This window comes from Roseomonas gilardii subsp. gilardii (genome assembly GCF_023078375.1).
In the GTDB taxonomy this organism is placed as follows: Bacteria; Pseudomonadota; Alphaproteobacteria; order Acetobacterales; family Acetobacteraceae; genus Roseomonas; species Roseomonas gilardii.
Genome location: NZ_CP095554.1, coordinates 2420251 through 2438207, shown reverse-complemented (window position 1 = coordinate 2438207; position 17957 = coordinate 2420251). Strand labels below are relative to the sequence as shown.

Sequence of the window (17957 nt, the reverse complement as noted above, 5' to 3'; positions counted from 1 at the left end):
GGCAGGCCGCCGGCCCGGATCAGCCGCTCTTGCCGCTCAGCGCCTCCACCTTCTCCGGTGCGGCCCCCTGATGCGCCACGTCCTGCGGCTTGTCGTTGCGGGTCTTCCACAGCGACAGGGCGATGGAGGTGGCGATGATCGCGCCGGTCAGCAGCAGCGCGTATTCCACCGGCACCGCCTTGCCGCCCGCATACCAGTTGGCCAGCATCTTCGCGCCCACGATCATCAGCACCACCGAGAGCCCGTGCTTCAGGTAGTGGAAGCGGTGGATCACCCCCGCCAGGGCGAAGTACATCGCGCGCAGGCCCAGGATGGCGAAGACATTCGCCGTGTAGACGATGAACGGGTCGGTCGAGACGGCGAAGATGGCCGGAATGCTGTCCAGCGCGAAGAACAGGTCCGTCAGCTCGATCAGCACCAGCACCAGAAGCAGCGGCGTGACCATCCACCTGCCGGCCTCCCGCACGGTGAAGGCATTGCCGCGGAAGCCGTCCGTCACCGGCAGGCGCGCCCGCATCCAGCGGAGCACGCCGCTGTCGGCGGGGTCGTGCTCCTGCTCGGCGGAACGCAGCATCTTCCAGCCCGACCAGACCAGGAACAGGCCGAAGACCACCATCAGCCAGTCGAATTCGCGCAGCAGCGCGGTGCCGACCAGGATCATCACGCCGCGCATCACCAGGGCGCCGATGATGCCCCAGAACAGCACGCGGTGCTGATAGGCCGCCGGCACGCCGAAGCGGGCGAAGAGCAGGACGAAGACGAAGATGTTGTCGACCGAGAGCGACCACTCGATCAGGTAGCCGGTGAGGAATTCCAGGCTGTTGGTCGCCCGTTCCTCGGGCGTGAGGCCGTAGCTCATCCGCATCCAGCCGAAGAACAGCAGCGCCAGGGCGATATAGGCGGCGGATTTGATCAGCGCGGTGCGCACGGGAACGGGCGCGGGCGCGCCGCTGGCATCCTTCTTCGCGAAGACGCCGAGGTCGAGCAGCAGCAGGCCAAGGACGCCCGCGTTGAACAGGACCCAGAAAAGCGGTGAGGCCTCCATGCCGGGTGGCTCCTCCTCTCAAAGGGCCAGACGGCAGAATCCGCATGCGGGAATTCTGGATGCGCGCCGGGCCCGGTTGCGCGAAAGGTGATCCGACATCGCGGTGGCGGAACGCGCGCGGCCCTGTCCGTGGGACAGGCCGGCCGATCCGCCGGGACGCCAGAGGGGCCCGGATCGGGCAGGAACATGGACATTCGGCCATCTTTCCGCAAGGGAAAAATGGCTTCCGGCCCAGGGATGGACGGGCCGGTGGGCCGGCATCAGCCCGCGGCGAGGTCCTTCACCATATAACGCGCCGCCCCGTCATAGCTCCGCAGCTTCCCGTGCAGTGCCTCGTCCGCCTGCTCCCGGAAGCCGCGCCGGAGCCAGAAGCCGGGCGATCCCCCGACCGCCACGAGCGACAGGCCCGGCAGCCCTTGCCGGCGCGCCAGGTCTTCCAGCCGCGCCAGCGCCTGCATGGCGGCCCCACCCCCGCGCCGGTCCGGCAGCAGGGCGATATCGTGGATGTAGAGCGTATCCGGGGCCGCCGGCAGGGCGCCGAGCAGGCTGTTCAGGGCGGGTGGCTGCCCGATCTGCCAGGGATGGGCGATCACGTAGCCGCCGATCCCTCCGGATGCGGGGGCCAGCACCAGGCAGCCTTCGGGGAAGAGCGACAGGCGTTCGGCGAAGACCGCCGCATCCTCCGGGTAGTCGGCATGCACCCGCTCCGCGACCCACCCGACGGAAGCGAGATCCGCCGCCGCCATGGCCCGCCAGGGGGCGGCCTCGCCCGGCCCTTCCGTCATCGCCGATATCCCCAGCCCTTGGCCCCGCACCCTTGCCCCGCGCTGGGCGCAACCCGCTTCACGTCCACCCCGGCTTGGCACCCAGGGACGCCTGTGGGAAGAGGCCTTGCCGGAAGCTGGCGGCCTCTTGCCGACCCTGTCCCTTCCGGCCGGACCCTTTCAGGAGGCTTCATGCCACAGAGGATTCCGTTGCGCCGCCGGCGCCGCACCGCAAGGTCGTGGCCACGCTGGGCCCGGCGAGTTCGACACCGGAGATGATCGAGCGCCTGTTCCGCGCGGGCGCGGACGTGTTCCGGCTGAATTTCAGCCATGGCTCGCATGAGGGCCACGCCGCCAACATCGTCTCGATCCGGGCGCTGGAGAAGAAGGTCGGCCGCCCGATCGGCATCCTGGCCGATGTGCAGGGGCCGAAGCTGCGGGTCGGCAAGTTCGGCGGCGGCCGGGTGCAGTTGCAGACGGGGCAGGGCTTCCGCCTCGACCTCTCGCCGGTGCCGGGCGATTCGCGGCGCGTGCAGCTCCCGCATCCCGAGATCATCGCGGCCGCGAACATCGGCACCACGCTGCTGCTCGACGACGGCAAGCTGCGCCTGCGCGTGACCCGCAAGCGCGAGGACCACCTGGAGACCGAGGTGGTGGTGGGCGGCCCGCTGTCCGACCGCAAGGGCGTGAACGTGCCCGACGTGGTGCTGCCGATCCCTGCGCTGACGGAGAAGGACCGCGCCGATCTCGCCTTCGTGCTGCCGCTGGGCATCGAGTATATCGGCCTGAGCTTCGTGCAGCGCCCCGAGGACGTGGCGGAGGCGAAGAAGATCGCCGATGGCCGCGCCTGGATCATGGTGAAGATGGAGAAGCCGCAGGCGGTCGAGAATCTCGACGCGATCCTGTCGCTGACCGACTGCGTCATGGTGGCACGCGGCGACCTGGGCGTGGAATGCCCGCCCGAGGAAGTGCCGCTGATCCAGAAGCGCATCGTGCGTGCCGCGCGCAACCGCGGCCTGCCTGTGGTGGTGGCGACCCAGATGCTGGAGAGCATGATCTCCGCCCCCGCGCCCACCCGGGCCGAGGCTTCGGATGTCGCCACCGCGGTCTTCGACGGCGCCGATGCGGTGATGCTCTCGGCCGAGAGCGCGGCGGGCCAGTACCCCTTCGAGGCGGTCAACATGATGGACCGCATCCTGTCCCGCGTGGAGAGCGACGAGGGCTGGCGGCGCCTGACGGATGCCGCCCGGCCGGAACCGCTGGCCACCACCGCCGGCGCCATCGCCACCGCCGCCCGGCAGGTGGCCGCCACCATCGGCGCCCAGGCGATCGCCACCTTCACCTCCACCGGCTCCACCACGCTGCGTGTGGCGCGGGAGCGGCCCTCCTCCCCCATCCTGGCCCTGACGCCGGAGGAGGACACCGCCCGCCGCCTTGCCGTGGTCTGGGGCGCGCATGCGCTGCACTCCGCCACGCCGCACTCGATGACCGAGATGGTCGGCCGCGCCACCCGTGCCGCCTCCACCGAGGGCTTCGCCAATCGCGGCGAGGAGATCGTCGTCACCGCGGGCGTCCCCTTCGGCCAGGCCGGCACCACCAACGCCCTCCGCGTCGCCACCGTCGGCGACAAGGCACCAGACAAGAAAGGCTGATTCCCGGATGTTCCGCCGCCGGCTCCTGACGGGGCTCATCACCGCCCTCCTGCCGCTGGGCCTCTGCCTCGCCGTCCCCACGGCGGCGCATGCGCAGAAGGACGGCTTCTACAACGTCATCGGCAACGGGCCCGACGGCTCCTCCTATGACGGCACCCTCGCCATGCACCGTGTCGGCGAGGCCTCCTGGCAGGTGCTCTGGGAAACCAACATCGGCCGCTACGAGGGCTATGCCATGTCCACCAAGGAGAATTTCGCGGTGGGCTTCACGGCGGGCGGCCAGCCCGGCCTGGCGATCTACAAGATCCTGCCCAACGGCACGCTGACCGGCCAATGGACGCTGGTGGGCACCGATCAGGTGGGAACGGAGACGCTGAGCTTCCGTGGCAACCCCCGCCGGGCGCCCAGGCCGCGCCGCCGCCCTCCAAGGGGGCCACTCCGCCGGCGCAGGCCGCCAAGCCCGCCCCGGCGAAGAAGTAGCGCGGGTTCAGCCCGCCACGGCCCCGGCCGTGGCCGTGCTGCGCCCACCCGGGGGTTCGTCGGCGGGACAGGCCGCTCGCGCGGACCGGTCCTTCCCGGGGCGTGATGCCCGCGCCCCTTGCCCCGCCGCCTCGCCGGCCAGCAGCGCCCGCTTGCGCTCCAGGCCCCAGCGGTAGCCGGTGAGGTCGCCATCCTGCCCCAGCACGCGGTGGCAGGGCACCGCCAGCGAGACCGGGTTGCAGGCACAGGCCCGTGCCACCGCCCGCACCGCCCGGGGCTCGCCCATGGCGCGGGCCAGAGCGCCATAGCTGCGCGTCTCGCCCAGGGGGATGCGTTGCAGTGCCTCCCAGACCCGCCGCTGGAAGGCGGTGCCGCGCAGGTCCAGCGGCAGCGACAGGGCCGCCTTCGGCTCCGCGATGAAGCCCACCACGCCGCGCAGGATGTCCGCCAGCTCCTCTGGCGCCGGGCGGATCGCGGCCCGGGGGAAACGGTGCCGCAGGTCGCCCTCCAGCCCCTCCCGGTCCTCCCCGAATCCCAGGAAGCAGACCCCCTTCTCCGTGGCGCCCACCAGCAGCAGGCCCAGGGTGCTCTCGGCGAAGGCGGTCCGGATCTCCTCCCCCGCCCCGCCCCGCCGCGCCGCGCCCGGCGTCATGCCCAGCACGCTGCCCGGCGCCCCGTAGACGCGGCTCTCGCTGCCGAAACCGGCCTCCGCGACCGCATCCGCCACGCGCGCGCCCTCGCCCAGCGCGCGTTGCAGCCGCCGGGCCCGCACGCCCTCGGCATAGGAACGTGGCGTCACGCCCGTCACCTCGCGGAACAGGCGCAGGAAGTGATGCCGGGCATAGCCTGCCCGTTCCGCCAGCACGGCCAGGGAGGGGATGCCCTCCGCCGTCTCGATCATCTCGCAGGCGGCGCGCACGGCCTCGGCATGCAGCCGGCTCCGCTCGCCACGAGGGTCGCAGCGCCGGCAGGGCCGGAAGCCCGCCGCCTCCGCCGCCCCGCCATCGGCGAAGAAGCGGGTGTTGCGGCGCAGGGGCAGGCGCGAGGGGCAGCCGAAGCGGCACCAGACGCCCTGCGTTGTCACCGCATAGACCGCGTCGCGGCGCGGCTCGCGTCGCAGCAGCGAGTCCCAGAGGCGGTCCGCCTCATCGGGAAGGGGCGCTTCGGGAGGGGAAAGCAGGGTGTCGCTCATGTCTTCCTGTCCCATGGCAAGGGCCCTGCCCGCCATCCGGGCGTTGCGCCGGTATCCGCCCCTCCCCGTCAGGCTTCGCCCAGCTCGTGCAGGCGGGCGTATTGCAGCAGCATGATCGTCTTGGCGTCCACGATCTCGCCACGCCGGATCATCGCCAGGGCCTCGTCCAGTGGCACCTCCAGCGTGCTGATATCCTCGCCCTCCTCCTCCAGCCCGCCGCCGGCGCCGATGCGGTCGGCGGCGCTGTACTCGGCCATGAAGAAGGTGATCCGCTCGGTCACGGCGCCGGGGCTCATGAACGCCTCGAAGAGCCGGCGCGGCATGTCCAGGCGGATGCCGGCCTCCTCTTCCGCCTCGCGCCGGATCGCTTCCTCGGGGCTGCGCGCGTCCAGCAGGCCGGCCGGGACCTCGACCAGATCCTCCTTGTGCCCCACCGCATAGGCGGGAAAGCGGAACTGCCGCACCAGCAGCACCGTGCGCTTCTCCGGCTCCCAGAGCAGGATCGCGGCCCCATCGCCCCGGTCATAGGTTTCCCGCACCAGGGTCTGCCAGCGCCCATCGCGGCGGCGGAAATCGAAGGTGTTCCGCCGCAGGATATAGGTGTCGTCGGACAGCACGCGGACCTCGCGCATGCGCACGCGGTCGTCCATGAGAGATATCCCTTCCTGCTTGCCTCGTTGCGTTCCGGGGGTCGCCTCAGGTGCTGTCGCCCAGGGCGCGCCGCCGCAATTCGCGCAGCCTCGCCTCGCCGCCCGCCATGCGCGGGTTGATCTTCATCGCTGCCTCCAGGCTGCGCAAGGCGCCGGCCAGGTCGCCGCTGTCCTGCTGCAGCGTGGACAGGGCCAGGAGCGCGTCGAACTGCCGGGGCTCCAGGCGCAGCGCCTCCCGCAGGTCCAGCGCCGCCGCCCGGCGGTCCCCCAATGCCGCCTGGGCCTGGCCGCGCAGGACCCAGCTCCGTGGGTCATCCGCCTGCAGGGTGATGGCGGCATCCAGGTCCTCCACCGCATCCGCATAGGCCCGGGCCTCCATGTTCCGCGCCGCGCGCTGCATCAGCAGGGCCGCCGCCGGGCTGGCCCGGGCCGCCCAGAGGCGACGGATCTGCGCCTCGATGGCCGATGCGGCCTCGCCATCCGGGGCGCGGGCCAGGGCGTCCAGCAGGCGCTGCGTCTCGGCCTGGGAGGCGGCGGGATCGGGGCGCCGGCTGGCCTGGATGGGCAGGAGCTGGGCCTCGGCCCGGACAGACGACTGCGGAGCGATGGTGGGGAGCAGGAGCGTCGGCAGGAGCAGGGCGGGAGCGATGCGCATGGCCTGAGGATGGCGCCATGACGGCGTGACGCAAGCGTTGTGACATTCCCGCCACCCGCCCCGGGCGCCACGCGGCGGCGCTGCAACCCGGCCCGGATTCGCCCGGTTACCTCCTGCGAAGTTCCCAGAGGAGAATGCCCTTGTCGATCATGAAGCCCGCCGCCCTGATCCTGCTGGCCGCGGTGAGCCTCGCCGCCTGTGCCGAGCGGACCACCGGCCAGAAGATCCGGGACACGCTGGACCCGCCGAGCGGCCCGGCCGAATCGGTGGGCCGGTCGATGGACCGCACGGTGAACAGCATCACCAAGCCCTGAGAAACCAAGCCCTGAGAAGCAGTGCCCCAGGGGCCGGTGGTGGCCGGCCCCTTTGCGGGGCTGCCCCAGCGGGGGATTTTCCGCTCCCCAGGGGCCAGGGGAATGGTACGGCTGGGGGAATGGTACGCCTGACCGGAACGATTTCCCGTGCTAAGCCCATCCGACCATGGATCAGGCGCACGCCCCCACCAACCTGGACTTCAGTTACCGCCTCCTGCTGCTGGCGCGGCGCTGGCGGGCCCTGATCGACGCGCGGTTGCAGCAGGAGGGGCTGACGGATGCCGTCTGGCGGCCGCTGGTGCATCTCGCCAAGCTGGGCGATGGAGTGCATCAGAAGGACTTGGCTGCCTCACTCGGGATCGAGCGGCCCAGCCTCGTCCGGCTGCTGGATGCGCTGGAGCGGGACGGCTTCGTGGAGCGCAACGCCGACAAGAACGACCGCCGCGCCCGCTGCCTGCGCCTGACCCCCGCAGGCCAGGCCATCGTGGCCCAGGTCCGGCCGCGCATCCAGGAGATGGAGCAGGAGCTGCTCGCCGGCCTGCCGGAGGACGAGCTCCAGCTCTGCACCAGGGTGTTGGAACAGCTCGACCAACGCATCGCGACGATCCGGCCAGGATAAGGTCCGGGCTCCTGCCCGGCAGGGATTCGGAACGAAAAAGCCCGCCGTGGAACCCACGGCGGGCTTTTCGTCTGAGGGGGCGGAGCCGCCCCGGCCAGGGTCCGGGAAGCCCGGACGGCGCCGGAGTTCCCGCGCCCCCGGATCTCAGCCCTGGCGGGCCTTCATCCGGGGTTCTTCTTGTTGAGCACGTACAGGCGGCCGCGGCGGCGAACCAGCACGCAGTTCTTGTCACGGGTCTTGGCGCTCTTGAGGCTATTGCGGATCTTCATCACAAACACTTCCGAATTTGGCCGGGGCCTATAGGGCGTGGGGGCGCGAAGGTCAACCTTCGCGGCACCCCGGCGGGTGGGAAACGGGTGTCAGCCGACGTGCTTCTCGCGGGCCTTTTCCGGCAGCTTGGCGGCCGCCTTCTCGGCTGGCTTGTCGCCTCCCGGGGCCTTCTCCCCCTCGGCCTTCGCAGCCGCCTTCCCGGCCGTCCCCTCGGATGCCTTGGCGGCGGCTTTCGGCGCCACCGCCTCGGGGCCCGGCAGTTCCACGGTGATGGCCAGGGCCGAGAGATCGGAGCCCCGCTCCAGATCGACCTTCACCTTCTCCGGGTTGATCGCGACATGCCGCGCCACCAGCTCGACGATCTCCTGCTGCAGCTTGGGCAGGAAATCCTCGCCGTTCCGGCTGATCCGCTCATGGCTCAGGATGATCTGCAGCCGGTCCTTGGCCGCGGCGGCGGTCTGGGGCTCCGGCTTGCGGTTGCGGAAGAAGGCGAGCCAACTCATGCGGCCCTCCCGCCAAACAGGCGCGACAGCAGGCCCTTCTTCTCCACGCCCAGGAAGCGCATCGGCCGCTCCTCGCCGAGGAAACGGGCCACCGAATCCTTGTAGGCCTGGCCGGCATTGCTCTCGGCATCCAGGATCACCGGGTTGCCGGTGTTGGAGGCCTTGAGCACGCTCTCGCTCTCCGGGATCACGCCCAGCAGGGGGATCCGCAGGATCTCCTGGATGTCGTCGAGCTTCAGCATCTCGCCCTTCTCCACCCGCGCCGGGTCATAGCGGGTGACGAGCAGGTGCTCCCGCACCGGGTCCTTGTTCTCCTCGGCGCGGCGGGACTTGCTCTGCAGCACGCCCAGGATGCGGTCGCTGTCGCGGACCGAGGAGACCTCGGGATTGGTCACCACGATCGCCTGATCGGCGAAGTAGAGCGCCAGCAGCGCGCCCTTCTCGATGCCCGCCGGGCTGTCGCAGAGGATGTAGTCGAAGTCCTTGCCCAGGTCGTCGATGACCTTGCCCACGCCCTCCTTCGTCAGCGCTTCCTTGTCGCGCGTCTGGGAGGCGGGAAGGATGCTCAGCGTATCCACGCGCTTGTCGCGGATCAGCGCCTGGCTCAGCCGCGCCTCGCCGGAGATGACGTTCACCAGGTCGAAGACGACGCGCCGCTCGACACCCATGATCAGGTCCAGGTTCCGCAGGCCGACGTCGAAGTCGATCACCGCCACCTTCTTGCCCGTCTGTGCCAGCCCGGTCGCAATGGCGGCGGAGGACGTGGTCTTGCCCACGCCGCCCTTGCCCGAAGTCACCACGATCACCTGCGCCATCGCGCCCAGTCCCCCTTGTCAAACCCGTCTTACAGCACCACCGGCCCCGGCGAGTCAGCCCCAGCCCGACCCGCCGGCCCCTGCACGGGGCGCCTCCCCATGGCCGGGGATCAGCCCAGCCGGTCGAAGCGCATGCTCTCGCCCACCAGCCGTGCCTGCACCGCCTTGCCGATCGGCGCCTCGCCCAGCCCGTCGCGCACCGCGTAGTAACCCGCGATGGACACCAGTTCGGGGTCGAATTGCAAGGCGAAGACCCGCGCCTCGGTATCCTCCGCCCCACCGGCCACGGCCCGGCCCTTCAGCGCGCCCCAGACATGGACATGGCCGTCCGCGATCACCTCCCCGCCCGGATTGACCGTGCCGTTGATCACCAGGTCGCAGCCCTGGGCCCAGACCCGCTGCCCGGCGCGCACGGAACCGTCCACGATCATGGTGCGCCGGGCGGGCGGCGCCTCCGGCGCGGCCACCGGTTCGGGCGCCGGGGCGGCGGACGGGGCCTGGGTGAAGGCGGGAATCTCCTCCTTCGCGTCCCCCACGCTGCGCAGGGGCGGCAGCCCGGCCGAAAGGGCGGCCGAGCGCAGGGCGGGCGAGCCGCCGGTGGTGCCGATGGGCTGGATAGCCGCGGCGCGCAGTTCCCGGATCAGCGTCTCGAAATCGACCTGCGCGCCGTCCTCCAGGTCGTCCAGCCCGATGGCGATCGGCGCGTTGCGCAGGAAGCCCGGGGCGCGGCGGAACTGGTCGGCGATGGCCGGCACCACCGCCTCCACCCGTGCATCCAACAGGCGCAGGACCAGCAGGCTGAAATTGGCGGCTCTCAGCCGGAAGAGATCGACGGCCCCACCGGGGCGGAGATTGGCAACCTGTGCGGACATCCGGACGCTATCTCCCCGGGTGAAACTCTCGGGACAAGACTACACGTCCAAGGGGGGTGGCGTAAGCCGCCTCTCGGCACGGCGGCCCGTGCGGGCGGGCATGACCCCTGGGCTGTGCCCCGGGCGCCTCTCTCCAGGGCTTCATCGCGCGGGGGTCCGGCTGCCTTTCGGGGCGGCCTCCGGACCCGGCAGGGCCTGAGGGAAGGAGAAGCGCTCCGGCGGCTGCAATCGACCTCCCGCCGCCCCTCGCTCATTCGGCCAGGAAGCGCCGCGCCCCTTCGGCCATGACGCGCAGGCCCATGGCGAGGTCCTCCGGCCTGGTGTCCTCGCTCCAGTGGTGGCTGATGCCGCCGATCGAGGGCACGAAGAGCATCGCCGTCGGCACATGCGGGGCCATGTACTGGGCATCGTGCCCGGCGCCGGAGGGCATGCGCTGCCAGCCGCCCGGGGTCAGCGCCTCCGCCGCGGCGGAAAGGACCTCCTGCCATTTCGGGTCACAGGGGGCCGGCTTCGACTGGCTCACCACCTCCAGCGTGGCGGTGCAGCGCTCGCGCCGGTTGCTTTCCTGCACGCCCCGGCGCAGCACCCCGTCCAGCCGCTCCAGCACCTCCATGGAGATGTCGCGGAACTGGAACAGCACCTCGGCCTTGCCGGGGATGATCGAGGCCGCGCCCGGGTCCAGCACGATGCGGCCGCAGGTCCAGACCGTGCGCTCGCCGCAATGGCGGGGGAATTCCTGGTCCAGCCAGGCGAGCAGGCGCACCGCCGCCAGGCCGGCATCCTTCCGCTCCGCCATGGTGGTGCCGCCGGCATGGTCCTGCATACCCTCGAAGGCGATGCGGTACTGCCAGATCGCCACGATGCCGGTGACCACGCCGATCTGCTGCCCGGCGCTTTCCAGCGTCGTGCCCTGCTCGATATGCATCTCCAGGAAGCCCTTGTAGCGGCCTTCCTCCATCCGCAGCCGGGGCTTGCCGGCGAGGCCCGCCTCCTGCAACGCCTGTCGCAGCGGCTTGCCGTGATAGCGGTTGGAAAGGCGGTCGATCTCCGCCTCCTCCAGCAGCCCGGTGAAGGAGCGCGAGCCGATGAAGGAGCCGTAGTGCCCTTCCTCATCGGCGAAGGCGATCACGTCCACCGGCAGGCCGGCGCGGGCGAGGTTCAGCGCCGAGACCACGCCCAGCGCGCCGTCCAGCCAGCCGGCCTCGTTCTGGCTCTCGATATGCGAGCCCGCCAGCAGCTTCGGTCCCGGCCCGGGATGCCGGCCCAGCACGTTGCCGATGCCGTCGATCTCGGGGACCAGCCCCACCTCCTCCATCCGCGCCATCAGCCAGCGGCGGGATTCCATGTCCTGCTCGCTGAAGGTCGGGCGGTGCACGCCGGTCCTGAAGGCGCCGATCCGGCGCAGCTCGTTGAGGTCCGCCAGGAAGCGGTCGGTGTCGGGCTGGATGTTGCTCTGGCTCATGCGGCGGAGCTTACGGACGGAACCGGGTGCGGCAAGCCACGGCGGGGCGGAAATTTCCGCTGATTCCGCCGCATCCGCACAGTGGCTGCCGAACCGATGGGCGATCGGCGCGTTGAGCAGGCGCGGGAAGAGGGATGCCGTCGGAGGTCAGGATGGCGGAGAGGCAGACCGGCATGGTCGGACCGGACGGGACGGGCGGCGCCTGCGCCGCTGGCCGGTTCCGCGCCCGGTATGCGGCGCCGATCCGGCGCTGCGCCCAAAGGGTTTGTTTCCGGCGGGTTGCGCCCGCCGCATTGGTGGGCCTCCCCGCAGGCATCTTGTCCGGCGGCCCGGCCCGTAAAATCTATGACGGAAGCATGGTGCGGAAGCACCTCGGCCCCCGCCTCCGGCCCGGAACCCGGGCAGAGGGCAGCCGGGGCTGCGATCCGGGCGGTGGAGGCCGAGGGACATCGCCCTGTCCCCGGCGGAAACCGTCCGAGGCGCTTCCGCCGCTCCAGAGGAACGGGGGATGTGCGGCGAGGAACCCGCCGCGGATGTCCCCGTTCCGGAATATCGTGTCACGCGGTTCCCGGCCGTGGCAGGAAAGGAAGGATGATGATCGCGATTTCCCTTGCCCTGGCCGCCATCGCCGCAGCGGCCGCTGCCGCCGCGCAGGCGGCTGGCCAGCCAGCTCCCATCCCTGTCCGCGCCCAGGACCGCCGTCCCCGTCACTGAGGCAGGGCCCTGCGTCCGGAGGACGTCTGCCACCCGGCAGCCGGCGTGCTCCCGGGGCCACGCCTGTTGCGCGGAGCCTGCAACCATCGCGAGCGTGATCGGTCCTCGGTGGCCTTCCCCCGGCCCCTGAGGCTAGTGTGGCCGTCCTGGCGGTATGGCCGGCAAGCCTCTGTCCTGCCGCCGGGCCTGAGGCGGTGCTGGATTTTGAGGGGAATGGCGATGTCGGGTGTGTCGCGCCGAGGCGTTCTGGATGATCGTGCGGACCGCTCGCCCATGGCCCGGCTGGAAGCCATCCTGGGCCGGACCCTGCGTATCCTGATCTGTGGCGTGGCGACCTTCGCCCTGACCTTCATCGAGCAGGTCGCCGAGATCCTGGCGCCCCTGTTTCTGGTTGCCGGCATCGCCTGGTGGGTTCTGGTGAATCTTGCCGCCAACCTGCATCTCGACCCGATGCTGCAGAGCGTGGTGACGCAACTGCCCCGCTCCCTCTATCTCGGTGGCCATGACGTCACGCCGGAAGGGCTGATCCGCAATGGCGTGCTGCTGATCGCCGTGGTCGCGGCCTGCCGCACCCTGAACGGCATCATCGCCAAGGAGACCTGACCTCCCCCTCCCTGCCCATGGGAGGGGGCGAGACTGGACAGGCGTGGCCGCGCGGTCTAGGGGCCGCCGCCTGCCAGCGAGTCCTCAAGCGTGCCTCATTCCCTCCCACCCCTCCGGACGGTGGATTTCGACTTCACCCTCCCCGAAGCCTCCATCGCCCAGTCCCCCGCCCAGCCGCGTGACAGCGCGCGGCTGCTGGATGTGCGTCCGGACGGCCTCGCCGACCGCCATGTCTCCGACCTGCCCGGCCTGCTGGAGCCGGGCGACCTGCTGGTGGTCAACGACACCCGCGTCATCCCGGCCCGCCTCCATGCCCGGCGCGGGGAGGCCGCGATCGAGCTGCTGCTGAACCGTTCCGAGGGCGGGGGCGTCTGGCATACCCTGGCCCGCAACGCCCGCCGCCTGCGCCCCGGCGACATCCTGGCCATCGACGGCGCCCCGGAACTCGCGCCCCGCGTGGTGGAGCGGCAAGAGGGCGGGGCCGTGCTGGTGGATTTCGGCCCCGACGAGGCCGCGCTGCTCACCGCGCTGGAACGTGCCGGGGAGGTGCCGCTGCCGCCCTATATCCAGCGCCCCGGCGGCCCGGTGGCGGCGGACCGGGAGGACTACCAGACCGTCTTCGCCGACCGGCCCGGCGCCGTCGCCGCGCCCACCGCGAGCCTGCATTTCACCCCGCGCCTGCTGGCGGCGCTGGAGGAGCGCGGCATCGGGCGGGCCACGGTAACGCTGCATGTCGGCGCCGGCACCTTCCTGCCCGTGCGCGGCGACGACCCGCGCGAGCACCGGCTGCATGCCGAATGGGGCGAGATCACGCCCGAGGCCGCTGCCCGCATCAACGCCGCCCGCCGCGTCGTCGCGGTCGGCACCACGGCGCTGCGCCTGCTGGAAAGCGCCGCGCGGGAGGATGGCACGATCGCCCCCTTCCGCGGCCTCACCGAACTCTTCCTGCTGCCCGGCCACCGCTTCCGCTCGGCGCCGGTGCTGCTGACCAACTTCCACCTGCCGAAGAGCACGCTGTTCATGCTGGCCTGCGCCTATGCGGGCACGGCGCGCGTGCGCGCGGCCTATGACCACGCCATCGCATCCGGCTATCGCTTCTATTCCTATGGCGATGCCTCGCTGCTGCGGCGGGAGGATTCCGCCCCGTGACCCTGTCCTTCACGCTCGAGACCACCGATGGCGGCGCCCGCGCGGGCATGCTGCATACCGCGCATGGGGAGGTGCCGACGCCGGTCTTCATGCCCGTGGGCACCGCCGGCACGGTGAAGGCGATGACCGCCGACGCGGTGCGCGCCACCGGCGCCCGCATGATCCTGGGCAACACCTATCACCTGATGCTGCGCCCCGGCGCGGAGCGCGTCGGCCGCCTGGGCGGGCTGCACCGGATGGTCGACTGGTCCGGCCCGATCCTGACGGACTCCGGCGGCTTCCAGGTCATGTCGCTGAGCAAGCTGCGGAAGATGGATGCCGATGGCGTCACCTTCCACTCGCATATCGACGGCTCGAAGCACCGGCTGACGCCGGAGCGTTCCATCGAGATCCAGCACCTGCTGGATGCCGACGTGACCATGTGCCTGGACGAATGCACCCCCTTCCCCGCCACGGAGGAGGAGGCCGCGAAATCCATGCGCCAGTCCATGCTCTGGGCCGCCCGCTGCCGCGAGGCCTTCGTGCCGCGCCCCGGCTATGGCCTGTTCGGCATCGTGCAGGGCAGCGTCTATGCCGGGCTGCGCGCCGAGAGCGTGAGGGCGCTGACGGAGATCGGCTTCGAGGGCTATGCGGTCGGCGGCCTCGCGGTCGGCGAGGGGCAGGAGATGATGTTCTCCACCCTCGACGTCACCACGCCGCTGCTGCCCCGGGACAAGCCGCGCTATCTGATGGGGGTCGGCACGCCCTCCGACATCATCGGCGCCGTCCGGCGCGGCATCGACATGTTCGACTGCGTGATCCCGACGCGTTCGGGCCGCACCGCGCGCGCCTATACCTCGCGCGGCGTGATGAACCTGCGGAATGCGAAATTCGCCGAGGACCTGCGGCCGCTCGACCCGGAATGCGACTGCCCCGCCTGCACCCGGCACAGCCGCGCCTATCTGAACCATCTCTTCAAGGCCGAGGAGATGCTCGGCCCGATGCTGCTGACCTGGCACAACATCCGGTACTATCAGAGGCTGATGGCGCGGCTGCGCGATGCCATCCTGGAAGGGCGGTTCGAGGACGAGGCCGCGCGCATCGGGGCCGGATGGGCGGAGGGCGCCGCGGAGACCGCCGCCGCGTCCACGGGCCAGGCCACGCTCCCTTCCGCCGGCCGCGCCTCGGCCGATCCCACGGGTGGCCCGGCGGGCGGCCCCGCCCCCGCAACGAGTGCAGAAGCATGAGCGACAACGACACCTCCTCCGGCACCACCGGCCGCCCCACCCCCGGCCATGAGAGCGCCGCCGACCTCCCGCCGGGCAGCCCCGGCATCAATCCCCTGGCAGGGCTGACCATGCTCGGCCAGCACACCGCCCAGCCCGCCTCGCCGGAGGAGGCGCGGCTGGAGCGCGTGCCGAACCCGCATCCGGACAAGCGCTATTGCGTCCGCTTCACCGCACCGGAATTCACCTCGCTCTGCCCCATCACGGGGCAGCCGGATTTCGCGCATCTGGTGATCGACTATGTGCCCGATGGCTGGCTGGTGGAGAGCAAGTCGCTCAAGCTCTACCTGACCTCCTTCCGCAACCATGGCGCCTTCCACGAGGCCTGCACGGTGGAGATCGGCGACCGGCTGGTGCGGGAGCTGAAGCCGCACTGGCTGCGCATCGGCGGCTACTGGTATCCGCGCGGCGGCATCCCGATCGACGTTTTCTGGCAGACGGGTGCGGCGCCGGAGGGGGTCTGGATTCCGCCGCAGGACGTGCCGGGCTATCGCGGCCGGGGCTGAGCGGAACGGGACCGGGAGCGGAGGCCGCGATCCGGCGGCCTGCCACGGCAGGCCGCCATCCGCATCAGTCGATCTGGTTCAGGTCCTCGGCCAGCACCACCATCTGGATGGCGTAGGAGACCTCGCCATCCTCGGCATCGCGGTGGATGGTGCCGATGAACTCGTCGCCGATGCGCAGTTCCACGCTGCCGCCACGGCGCTTCGGCGCAGCCACCACGATCTGCTGGTTGTTGAACTGCTTGCGCAGATGGGCCTGGACCTGGGCGATCTCGGCAGGGGTCATGAAGCAATCACCGTGACTTGAAGAAAAAACGTCTGAACCGGGGGCAGATAGTCTCTTCGGCCCGCACATGGAATGCCCAAACGGCCAAACGGCTCTTTTCCCGCCACGGAGTTCCCCTGGCCGGTGGCCGCCATGCGGCCCGCGCGGCTTGTGCACCCGCCCCTCCGCGTCCAGGCTTCCGGGCAGGAATCAGAGCCCCAAGAACCCGTCACAGGGAGCGAGAACCCGCCATGCTGATCGCCTGCGATCGCCTGCAATCCCTCACCGCCAGCATCTTCCAGGCCGCCGGCAGCAGCCCCGGGGAGGCCGCGACCGTCGCCGGCGATCTGGTGGAGGCCAATCTCAAGGGGCATGACAGCCACGGCGTCGGGTTGATCCCGGACTATCTCCAGGACTGCAAGGACGGGCATCTGGTGCCCAACACGCCGCCCCGCTTCCTGCGCGACGACGGCCCCTTCGCGGTGGTGGATGCCCGCGACGCCTTCGGCCAGGTGATCGGGCGCGAGGTGATGCGCTGGGCCATCGACCGCGTGCGCACCACCGGCATCGCCGTGGCGGCGATCCGCGACTCCCACCACCTCGCCCGCATCGGCGCCTTCGGCGAGATGGCGGCCGCCGCCGGGCTGATCTCGATCCACTTCGCCAATGTGCGGCTCGGCCCCAGCTATTTCGTCGCGCCCCATAACGGCAGCGACGGGCGGCTGCAGACCAACCCCTTCTGCATCGCCGTGCCCTGCGGCGAGGGCCAGCCGCCCCTGGTACTGGATTTCGCCACCAGCGCCATCGCCATGGGCAAGGTCCGCGTCGCCCGCAATGCCGGCAAGAAGCTGCCCGCCCCGGTGCTGCTGGATGCGGAGGGGCGCCCGACGGACGATCCCAACGCCCTCTACGGCACGCAGGACAAGGGGGCCGGCAATGCCGATGGCCAGGGCGCCCATGGCTGCCTGCTGCCCTTCGGCGGGCACAAGGGCTTCGGCCTGTCGCTGATGTGCGAGGTGCTGGCCGGCGGCCTGAGCGGCGGCGGGCCGAATGTCGGGGATGACAGCCCCCGGCGCGGCATCGTCAACAACATGCTGAGCTTCGTCTTCGACCCCGCCCGGCTGGGCGACGTGGCGGAGTTCCAGCGGGAGGTCGCCGCTTGCATCGCGCATGTGAAGGCGTCCCCGCCGCAGCCGGGCGAGGAGGTACTGGTGGCCGGGGAGCCGGAGCGCCGGACCATGGCGCGGCGCCTCGCCGAGGGCATCCCCATCGACGAGACGAGCTGGGCCGGGATCGTCGCCGCGGCCCGGTCCGTGGGGGTCCAGGCGGAAGGCTGAGGCCCTCCGCCCGTTTTGCCGGTCCCTGTCCGTCAGGGGCCGACGAGCTGGCCGCCATCCACCACGATGGTCTGCCCCGTCACCCAGCTCGCGCGCGGCGAGGCCAGGAAGGCGATGACCTCCGCGACCTCCTCCGGGCGGCCCAGCCGTCCGGAGGGGATCGAGGCCAGGGTGTCGGCATAGAGCTTCTCCCCCGCCAGCCGGCGCTGCTCCCAGCTTCCGCCAGGAAACTCGATGGAGCCCGGCGCCACGCAGTTCGCGCGGATACCCCGGCGCGCCAGCATCTTCCCCTGGCTGCCGGTGTAATGGATCACCGCGGCCTTCACCGCCCCATAGGGCGCCGAGCGCGCCGAGGCCCGCATCGCCGAGATCGAGGCGATGTTGACGATGCTGCCGCCGCCCTTCTCCCGCGGCGATGCCTCCAGGAAGGGCAGCGCCGCGTGGCTCGCCCGCACCACCGCCATGACATCGACGTTCAGCGAGGCCGCCCAGCCCGCCTCGTCATCCGACATGCCGAAGCCCGAGGCGTTGTTCACCAGCACGTCGAGGCCCCCCAGCGCCGCCGCCGCCTCGGGGATGTAGCGGGCGATATCCGCCTCCCGCGACAGGTCGGCCACCCCGGCATGGGCCAGGCCGCCGAGGGCGGCGATCTCCTGGCGCGTTTCCTCCAGCGTCGCGGCGCCGCGCGCGCAGATCGACACGGCGGCTCCGCGCGCGGCGAAGAGCAGCGCCGTGGAACGCCCGATGCCCCGGCTGCCGCCCATCACCACCACGCGCCGCCCCGCGAATTCCTTCTCCATCGCCCCCGACTCCCTCTCGGCCATCACC

20 protein-coding genes and 1 pseudogene are annotated in these 17957 nt (G+C 71.3%); 9 read left to right on the top strand and 12 right to left on the bottom strand.

All coding sequences use genetic code 11. The features are described from left to right. Window positions 1-19 precede the first annotated feature (19 nt). Window positions 20-1045 (bottom strand): TerC family protein, encoded by a 1026-nt coding sequence (locus tag MVG78_RS11015; protein ID WP_247551448.1) that lies wholly within the window; start codon window positions 1043-1045, stop codon window positions 20-22. A gap of 260 nt (window positions 1046-1305) precedes the next feature. Beyond that, window positions 1306-1830: a GNAT family N-acetyltransferase gene (locus MVG78_RS11010; protein WP_247551446.1), complete on the bottom strand. Its 525-nt coding sequence runs from the start codon at window positions 1828-1830 to the stop codon at window positions 1306-1308. Window positions 1831-2048: 218 nt separating this feature from the next. Here MVG78_RS11010 and pyk point away from each other — a divergent pair, with 218 nt between their 5' ends. Both pyk and MVG78_RS11000 read left to right on the top strand, forming a co-directional pair. Beyond that, a complete protein-coding gene (gene pyk, locus MVG78_RS11005; protein ID WP_428480642.1) occupies window positions 2049-3461 on the top strand; it encodes a pyruvate kinase in 1413 nt (470 codons plus the stop codon). Window positions 3462-3468: 7 nt separating this feature from the next. Next, window positions 3469-4047 (top strand): hypothetical protein, encoded by a 579-nt coding sequence (locus MVG78_RS11000; RefSeq protein WP_247551444.1) that lies wholly within the window; start codon window positions 3469-3471, stop codon window positions 4045-4047. Here the strand turns inward: MVG78_RS11000 and MVG78_RS21560 are convergent. The 3 genes from MVG78_RS21560 to MVG78_RS10980 form a co-directional block, all read right to left on the bottom strand. Beyond that, entirely contained in the window at window positions 3949-5133 is a 1185-nt protein-coding gene (locus tag MVG78_RS21560; protein WP_282615011.1) for a bifunctional transcriptional activator/DNA repair enzyme AdaA, read from the bottom strand. The two genes, MVG78_RS11000 and MVG78_RS21560, sit on opposite strands and share 99 nt — an antisense overlap. A gap of 68 nt (window positions 5134-5201) precedes the next feature. After that, window positions 5202-5783, bottom strand: a complete 582-nt coding sequence (locus MVG78_RS10985; RefSeq protein ID WP_247551442.1) for an NUDIX domain-containing protein — start codon at window positions 5781-5783, stop codon at window positions 5202-5204. A 46-nt stretch (window positions 5784-5829) separates the two neighbouring features. Further along, complete coding sequence (locus MVG78_RS10980) at window positions 5830-6438, bottom strand: tetratricopeptide repeat protein (RefSeq protein ID WP_247551440.1); 609 nt, start codon at window positions 6436-6438, stop codon at window positions 5830-5832. Window positions 6439-6578: 140 nt separating this feature from the next. Between MVG78_RS10980 and MVG78_RS10975 the strand changes: the two genes are divergently transcribed. After that, window positions 6579-6752 carry a hypothetical protein gene (locus MVG78_RS10975; RefSeq protein ID WP_247560565.1) on the top strand — a complete coding sequence of 58 codons (174 nt, stop codon included), beginning with the start codon at window positions 6579-6581 and terminating at the stop codon, window positions 6750-6752. 166 nt (window positions 6753-6918) lie between these two features. Then, window positions 6919-7371, top strand: a complete 453-nt coding sequence (locus MVG78_RS10970) for a MarR family winged helix-turn-helix transcriptional regulator (protein WP_247551438.1) — start codon at window positions 6919-6921, stop codon at window positions 7369-7371. Between the two features lie 144 nt (window positions 7372-7515). On the opposite strand, the pseudogene ykgO reads toward MVG78_RS10970, so the two are convergent. From ykgO to MVG78_RS10945, 5 genes and pseudogenes are all read right to left on the bottom strand, one after another. Continuing rightward, a pseudogene (ykgO, locus tag MVG78_RS10965) lies at window positions 7516-7640 on the bottom strand (type B 50S ribosomal protein L36). 90 nt (window positions 7641-7730) lie between these two features. After that, window positions 7731-8144, bottom strand: coding sequence for a cell division topological specificity factor MinE (minE, locus tag MVG78_RS10960; RefSeq protein ID WP_247551436.1), 414 nt, complete (start codon window positions 8142-8144; stop codon window positions 7731-7733). Next, window positions 8141-8959 (bottom strand): septum site-determining protein MinD, encoded by an 819-nt coding sequence (minD, locus tag MVG78_RS10955; protein ID WP_247551434.1) that lies wholly within the window; start codon window positions 8957-8959, stop codon window positions 8141-8143. The genes minE and minD overlap by 4 nt, the downstream gene beginning before the upstream one ends. Window positions 8960-9069: 110 nt before the next feature. Beyond that, window positions 9070-9831, bottom strand: coding sequence for a septum site-determining protein MinC (gene minC / locus MVG78_RS10950; RefSeq protein ID WP_247551432.1), 762 nt, complete (start codon window positions 9829-9831; stop codon window positions 9070-9072). A 250-nt stretch (window positions 9832-10081) separates the two neighbouring features. Continuing rightward, window positions 10082-11293, bottom strand: a complete 1212-nt coding sequence (locus tag MVG78_RS10945; protein ID WP_247551430.1) for a Zn-dependent hydrolase — start codon at window positions 11291-11293, stop codon at window positions 10082-10084. A 987-nt stretch (window positions 11294-12280) separates the two neighbouring features. Between MVG78_RS10945 and MVG78_RS10940 the strand changes: the two genes are divergently transcribed. From MVG78_RS10940 to queF, 4 genes are all read left to right on the top strand, one after another. Continuing rightward, the gene (locus MVG78_RS10940; RefSeq protein ID WP_247551429.1) at window positions 12281-12610 is read left to right on the top strand and encodes a hypothetical protein; all 330 of its coding nucleotides are present in this window, start codon (window positions 12281-12283) and stop codon (window positions 12608-12610) included. Window positions 12611-12700: 90 nt separating this feature from the next. Next, complete coding sequence (queA, locus tag MVG78_RS10935; protein ID WP_247551427.1) at window positions 12701-13759, top strand: tRNA preQ1(34) S-adenosylmethionine ribosyltransferase-isomerase QueA; 1059 nt, start codon at window positions 12701-12703, stop codon at window positions 13757-13759. A gap of 47 nt (window positions 13760-13806) precedes the next feature. After that, window positions 13807-14985, top strand: a complete 1179-nt coding sequence (gene tgt / locus MVG78_RS10930; protein WP_247560407.1) for a tRNA guanosine(34) transglycosylase Tgt — start codon at window positions 13807-13809, stop codon at window positions 14983-14985. A 110-nt stretch (window positions 14986-15095) separates the two neighbouring features. Beyond that, window positions 15096-15530 (top strand): preQ(1) synthase, encoded by a 435-nt coding sequence (gene queF, locus MVG78_RS10925; RefSeq protein WP_051417676.1) that lies wholly within the window; start codon window positions 15096-15098, stop codon window positions 15528-15530. 64 nt (window positions 15531-15594) lie between these two features. Here queF and MVG78_RS10920 read toward each other — a convergent pair whose 3' ends face one another. Further along, on the bottom strand, window positions 15595-15813 hold the full coding sequence (locus MVG78_RS10920; RefSeq protein WP_019459592.1) for a DUF3126 family protein: 219 nt from the start codon (window positions 15811-15813) through the stop codon (window positions 15595-15597). A gap of 230 nt (window positions 15814-16043) precedes the next feature. Here MVG78_RS10920 and MVG78_RS10915 point away from each other — a divergent pair, with 230 nt between their 5' ends. After that, the gene (locus MVG78_RS10915; RefSeq protein WP_247551425.1) at window positions 16044-17129 is read left to right on the top strand and encodes a malate/lactate/ureidoglycolate dehydrogenase; all 1086 of its coding nucleotides are present in this window, start codon (window positions 16044-16046) and stop codon (window positions 17127-17129) included. Window positions 17130-17161: 32 nt separating this feature from the next. On the opposite strand, the gene MVG78_RS10910 is transcribed toward MVG78_RS10915, so the two are convergent. Then, on the bottom strand, window positions 17162-17953 hold the full coding sequence (locus MVG78_RS10910) for an SDR family NAD(P)-dependent oxidoreductase (protein WP_247551423.1): 792 nt from the start codon (window positions 17951-17953) through the stop codon (window positions 17162-17164). Window positions 17954-17957 lie beyond the last annotated feature (4 nt).